5 protein-coding genes are annotated in these 5068 nt (G+C 67.1%); 3 read left to right on the top strand and 2 right to left on the bottom strand.

The genetic code is table 11. The features are described from left to right. Positions 1–271 (top strand): hypothetical protein (locus E8F11_RS03930; protein WP_280287500.1); only part of this gene is annotated, 271 nt, incomplete at its 5' end. On the opposite strand, the gene E8F11_RS03925 is transcribed toward E8F11_RS03930, so the two are convergent. Then, positions 268–2016, bottom strand: a complete 1749-nt coding sequence (locus tag E8F11_RS03925) for an AMP-dependent synthetase/ligase (RefSeq protein ID WP_280287499.1) — start codon at positions 2014–2016, stop codon at positions 268–270. The two genes, E8F11_RS03930 and E8F11_RS03925, sit on opposite strands and share 4 nt — an antisense overlap. 40 nt (positions 2017–2056) lie before the next feature. After that, positions 2057–2890, bottom strand: coding sequence for a crotonase/enoyl-CoA hydratase family protein (locus tag E8F11_RS03920; protein WP_280287498.1), 834 nt, complete (start codon positions 2888–2890; stop codon positions 2057–2059). Positions 2891–2992: 102 nt separating this feature from the next. Between E8F11_RS03920 and E8F11_RS03915 the strand changes: the two genes are divergently transcribed. Together E8F11_RS03915 and E8F11_RS03910 are read left to right on the top strand one after the other, a co-directional pair. Beyond that, on the top strand, positions 2993–3595 hold the full coding sequence (locus tag E8F11_RS03915; RefSeq protein WP_280287497.1) for a TetR/AcrR family transcriptional regulator: 603 nt from the start codon (positions 2993–2995) through the stop codon (positions 3593–3595). An 18-nt stretch (positions 3596–3613) separates the two neighbouring features. Continuing rightward, a complete protein-coding gene (locus E8F11_RS03910) occupies positions 3614–4771 on the top strand; it encodes an aromatic ring-hydroxylating dioxygenase subunit alpha (RefSeq protein ID WP_280287496.1) in 1158 nt (385 codons plus the stop codon). The last annotated feature ends 297 nt before the right edge of the window (positions 4772–5068 follow it).

Below are 5068 nucleotides of genomic sequence, written 5' to 3'. Positions count from 1 at the left end.
CGCGTTCGGAAGCACCGCTTCCGGTGCCGATGAGCGCCTGAGCGCGAAGCGATCAGGCCGGGGGCCGGGGGAGAGGGCCGCATCCGGCTGCACGGCGCCAATCAATGGCTATCCGACAATCTTGCCCATCCAGCGCGAATCCAATGCCTCCCCGAAAATCCGCGAAGAACCTTTTGTTTTGGGCTTCCTGGAGGTTTGGACTCAGACAACTTACGAGGTGCGGCCGGCTACAGTTCCGCTCGACGGTGCGGTTTTCGTCCCGTCCGCCTAGCCATACAACCCATCCAGCAGCGCGGCGAAGCGACGCTCCACCACCGGCCGCTTGAGCTTTTGCGTAGGTGTCAGTTCGTCCTCTTCCTGGCTCAGCAATCGTGGCAGCAGTGCCCAGGCCTTGATCCGCTCCACCTGGGACAACTCGGCGTTCAGGCTGTCAATGTGGGCCTGCAGGTCCGCCAGCAGGACCGGCGCGTGCAGCCAATCGGCCGGTTCACCGGAGAGGCCGTGACGCTGGGCCCAGGCTTCCAGGCGTTGCGGGTCGAGGGCGAGCAGGGCGCTGAGATGCTTGCGCCGGTCGCCATGCACCAGGGCCTGCTCCACCAGCGGGTGCTGCTTGAGGCGCGCCTCGATGGGCGTCGGCGCGATGTTCTTGCCGCCAGCGGTGATGATCAGTTCCTTCTTGCGCCCGGTGAGCCAGAGGTAGCCCTCGTCATCCAGTCGCCCCAGGTCGCCGGAGCGTAACCAGCCGTCGGCCGTGAAGGTCTCGCGGGTTTTCTCCGGTTGTTGGAAGTAGCCCCGGAACACCAGCGGGCCACGCACCAGCACCTCGCCGTCAGCATCGATGCGCAGCTCCACGCCCGGCAGGGCGCGGCCGACCGAGCCGGCCTTGCGCAGCCCCGCCTCGTTGCTGGTGAGGAAGGCGGTGGATTCGGACATGCCCCAGCCTTCGCAGAGCGGCAGGCCAAGAGCGGAGAAGAAGGCCACCAGTTTCGCGTCCAGGGGCGCGCCGCCGCTCACCAGCACCCGGATGCGCGCGCCGAACAGGCGCTCGCGCAGCTTGTCCAGCACCAGGCGCCGGGCCAGCAGCATTGGCAGGCCTCCGCCTTGGCCCCGGGCATGGCGGAGGCCGGTGCGCAGTGCCCAGTCCAGCAGGCGCCGCTTGCCGGCCGGCATGGCGTCGCGCTTGGCCATGACCGCGCCATGCAGTTTCTCGAAGAGGCGCGGCACGCTGCCGAAGTAGTCCGGCTGTATCTCGTGCAGAGCCTTGGGTACCTCGTTTATGTCCGGCACGTAGGCGGCCTGGGCGCCACACCAGAGGCGCTGATACTGGCCGATCACCCGCTCGCCGACGTGGGCCATCGGCAGGAAGGCCAGGCCGGTGTAGCCGGACGGCGGCAGGCGGTAGGCGCTGACCGAAGCCAGCAGGTTGCCGTGGCTGAGCATCGCCGCCTTGGGCTCGCCGGTGGTGCCGGAGGTGAACACCAGATTGGCCAGGGCGTCGCGGTCCAGCGCCTGCCAGCGCTGCCTGACCCGCTCGGCGGGTATGTCGGCGGCGCGGGCGAGGAAGCTCCCGTAGTCCAGGTGGCCGCTGTCCACTGTGGGCTGGTCGAGGCTCACCACCTGCAGGTCGGCACGCTCCAGTGGCAGGGCCTGGGCCGAGTACTCGACGAACAGCAGCCGGCAGTCGGCGCGCTGTAGCTGCTGGGTAGCCTGGGCGGGGGTGAGGCTCGGGTAGAGCCCGACGCTGACGGCGCCGACGCTGAGCACGGCGAAGTCCAGCAGGCTCCATTCCAGGCGGGTGCGGCTCCAGATCGCTACGCGATCGCCGGGCTGCACCCCTGCTGCGATCAGGGCCCTGGCCAGTGTCTCGCTGCGGCGGGCGATTTCGCCCCAGTCCAGGGTTTGCCAGCCGCCGGCGTCACGCACCTGGGCAGCGGGCCAGTCCGGCGTGTGGCTGGCCCGCCAGGCGAGCAGGGCGGGGATGCTGGGCAGATCGGCCGGCGGTTGCTGAATCGTCATCGAACACCTCCTGTACTCGGTTGGACGGGGTGCGCCGCGATCAGGGAATGGGTTGGCCCGAGTCGCGCTCCTTGACCGCCTGGGCGAAGCCCACTTCCTCGCAGCGCGCCTTGAAGCGCACACCTTCCGGGCTGTGGCGGGTGATGCCGTCGAACAGGGTGGCGAACATCTGGGTGGTTTCCAGGCCCATGTTGTGGAAGGCCTGGTTGATCATCAGCTTCTGCATCATCAGCTGGTTTTTCGGGATGCCCTGCATGCGGGCGGTGAGTGCCTCGACGGCGGCGTCCAGTTCGGCCAGTGGCACGCTCTGGTAGACCAGGCCCAGGCGCTGGGCCTCGCGGCCATCGATCAGGTCTCCGGTGAGGAGCATGCGCTTGGCCTTCTCCGGGCCCAGACGGTAGACCCACATGGCCGTGGTAGGGCAGCCCCAGACTCGCGCTGGCGGATAGCCGATCACTGCCTCGTCGGCCATCAGGATCAGATCGCAGCACAGGGCGATGTCGCTGCCGCCGGCCACCGCCGGTCCGTGGACCTTGGCGATCACCGGCTTGTAGCTGCGGAACAGGCTCATGAAGTGTTCGGTGTTCTTCTTCATCAGCGCGTAGTCGACCATCGGGTCCCAGGGCATTTCCTGGCTGCCGTAGATGCCGCGCGGGTTCTCGGCGAAGAACTTGAGGTCGTAGCCGCTGCAGAATCCCCGCCCGGCGCCGGTGAGCACTATGACGTGGACAGCGTCGTCGGCGTTGGCCCGTTGCACGGCGGCCTCGAGGTCGGCCGGCATGCGGTCGTCGATGGCATTCAGGCGATCCGGGCGGTTCAGGGTGAGGGTGGCGATGCGGCCGTCGACCGCGTAGTGGACGGTGGAATCGGTCATGGAAAGCGCTCCGTTGTTTTTTATTGGTCGGGGCTTGGCGTGTTGGGATAAATAAGTAAACTGAATTCACTTTTATTGTCTATCGTTTTATCGAGTGCTCCCATGTCCGATCTGTCCGCCAAAGCCCTGCGAACCCGTACCAGCCTGCTGGATGCTGCCCGCGAGGAGCTGCTGGAACTGGGCGGCGGCTTGGAAGTAGGGCGTGTGGCAGAGCGGGCCGGCGTCTCGGTCGGTTTGATCTATCGCTACTTCAACTCCCGCGCGGGTCTGCTGGCGGCGGTGGCCGAGGACTTTCACGACCGCTACCAGGCCGAGGTGATGGCAGCGGACCCGCTGCCGGGCGCCGAGGACTGGTGCAGTCGCGAGGAGCAACGGGTGCGCCGCGCGGTGCAGTTCGTCTACGCCGAACCCCTGGCGCCCTTGCTGCTGGTGAGCTTGGCGCGGGAGCCGGAAGTGGCCGCCCTAGAGGCCCAGCGCATCGCTGAGAACGTGCGCCAGGGGGCGGACAACATCCGCCGTGGCCAGGCCGCCGGCCAGCTGAATGCCAGCCTCGACCCGGAGCTGGTGTCGGCGATGATCCTCGGCGGCATGCACCAGGCGCTGCTGGAAGCCCTCGGCCGCTCACCACGGCCGGCGGCGGAACAACTGTCGCGCCAGCTCTGGCATTTCATCCGTGGCGCCCTGGCGCCACTCCAGCCGACCTGACAACAAGCAGAGGTGTCCATGCAGCACGCGACCCAGGTGGAATTGCTCAAGCGAACCCTGGCCCTGGTGGAGCAGGGCATCACCGACTGCGTCGAAGTGCCCTCGGCCCTGCCGGTGGAGGCTTACCTGGACGAACAGCGTTACCGCCGTGAACGGGACGAGGTGCTGCGCCGCGAGCCGCTGTTGGTGGCGCGTTCCAACGAAGTCGCCGCTGGGCATTTCATCACCCGCGACCTGCTGGCGCCGCTGCTGCTGACCCGCGATGAACAGGGTCGTCTGCGCGGCTTCCTGAATGTCTGCAAGCATCGCGGCACCCAGCTCGTGGGCGATGCGGCCGGGCGCAACCGGGTGTTCGTCTGCCCTTACCATGCCTGGGCCTACAACCCGGACGGCCAGTTGCGCGGCATTCCCCATGGCTACGGCTTCGACGGCGTTGACCGTGCCTGCCTGAACCTCACCGAGGTGCCAGTGGCCGAACGCTTCGGCGCCGTCTGGGCGCGGCATACGCCGGGGCCGGCGCTGGACATGGAGGCGTTCTTCGGTGAGCAGATCCTCGCCGACTTCGACAGCTTCGCCCTGGACGATCATGTGGTCTTCGACCCGCGGGACATCCGCCGGCCGGTGAACTGGAAGCTGACCATCGACACCTTCCTGGAGAACTACCACGTCGCCAAGGCGCACCAAGCCACCATCGACCATCTGTTCTGGCCCAACCTGGGCCTGTTCGAGCGTTTCGGTCGGCATATCCGTAACTACTACGTGAAGCGCAACCTGCGCGAGATACTCGACCAGCCCGAGCAGGACTGGGACCTGCGCCGCCACGGCAATCTGCTGTACTTCCTCTGGCCCAACACCCTGGTGCTGGTGGAGCCGGACCATATCGACTTCTCCTCCGTGTTCCCTGATGGCCCGCTGGCCACCCGGGTGCTCGGCCATACCCTGCTGGTGGAGGAACCGGCCACCGACAAGGCGCGGCGCTACTTCGAGAAGAACAACGAGATTCTCTACTCGGCCCTGGAGGAGGATTTCGCCATGGCGGCGCGGGTGCAGGCGGGTATCCAGGCCGGCGCTGCCGACCGGCTCTGGCATGGGCGCTTCGAGCAGGCGCTGCGGTGGTTCCATCAGGGGTTGGATGAGGCGTTGGGGGATCGAAGGGTGGAGGTTGTGGAGGGGTAGCGGAGCACCGGGTCGGCAACTCCGTATGAGTGCCTTTGCTTGGATTCCCTGCCTGCGGAATATGCCCTCTCCCCCGGCCCCCGCCCTGCGCCCCGGCCTGATCGCTTCGCGCTCAGTCGCTCATCAGCACCGGAAGCGGTGCTTCCGAAAGCGTGCCTCTTCGCCCCGCAAGCGGTAGAGGGGTGATTCGCGCCTGATAGGGCGCAGCAATTCTGATGCCCAGTCGTTGCCTGGACCTGTGCGAAAGAGGTGAGGCAAGGACCCCGCCCCGTCAGAAGGCCGAGCGGAATCGTTGCA

The sequence above is a fragment of the Pseudomonas sp. BN417 genome (assembly GCF_029871205.1).
Lineage (GTDB): Bacteria > Pseudomonadota > Gammaproteobacteria > Pseudomonadales > Pseudomonadaceae > Metapseudomonas.
This window is presented reverse-complemented; position numbering and strand designations above follow the sequence as displayed.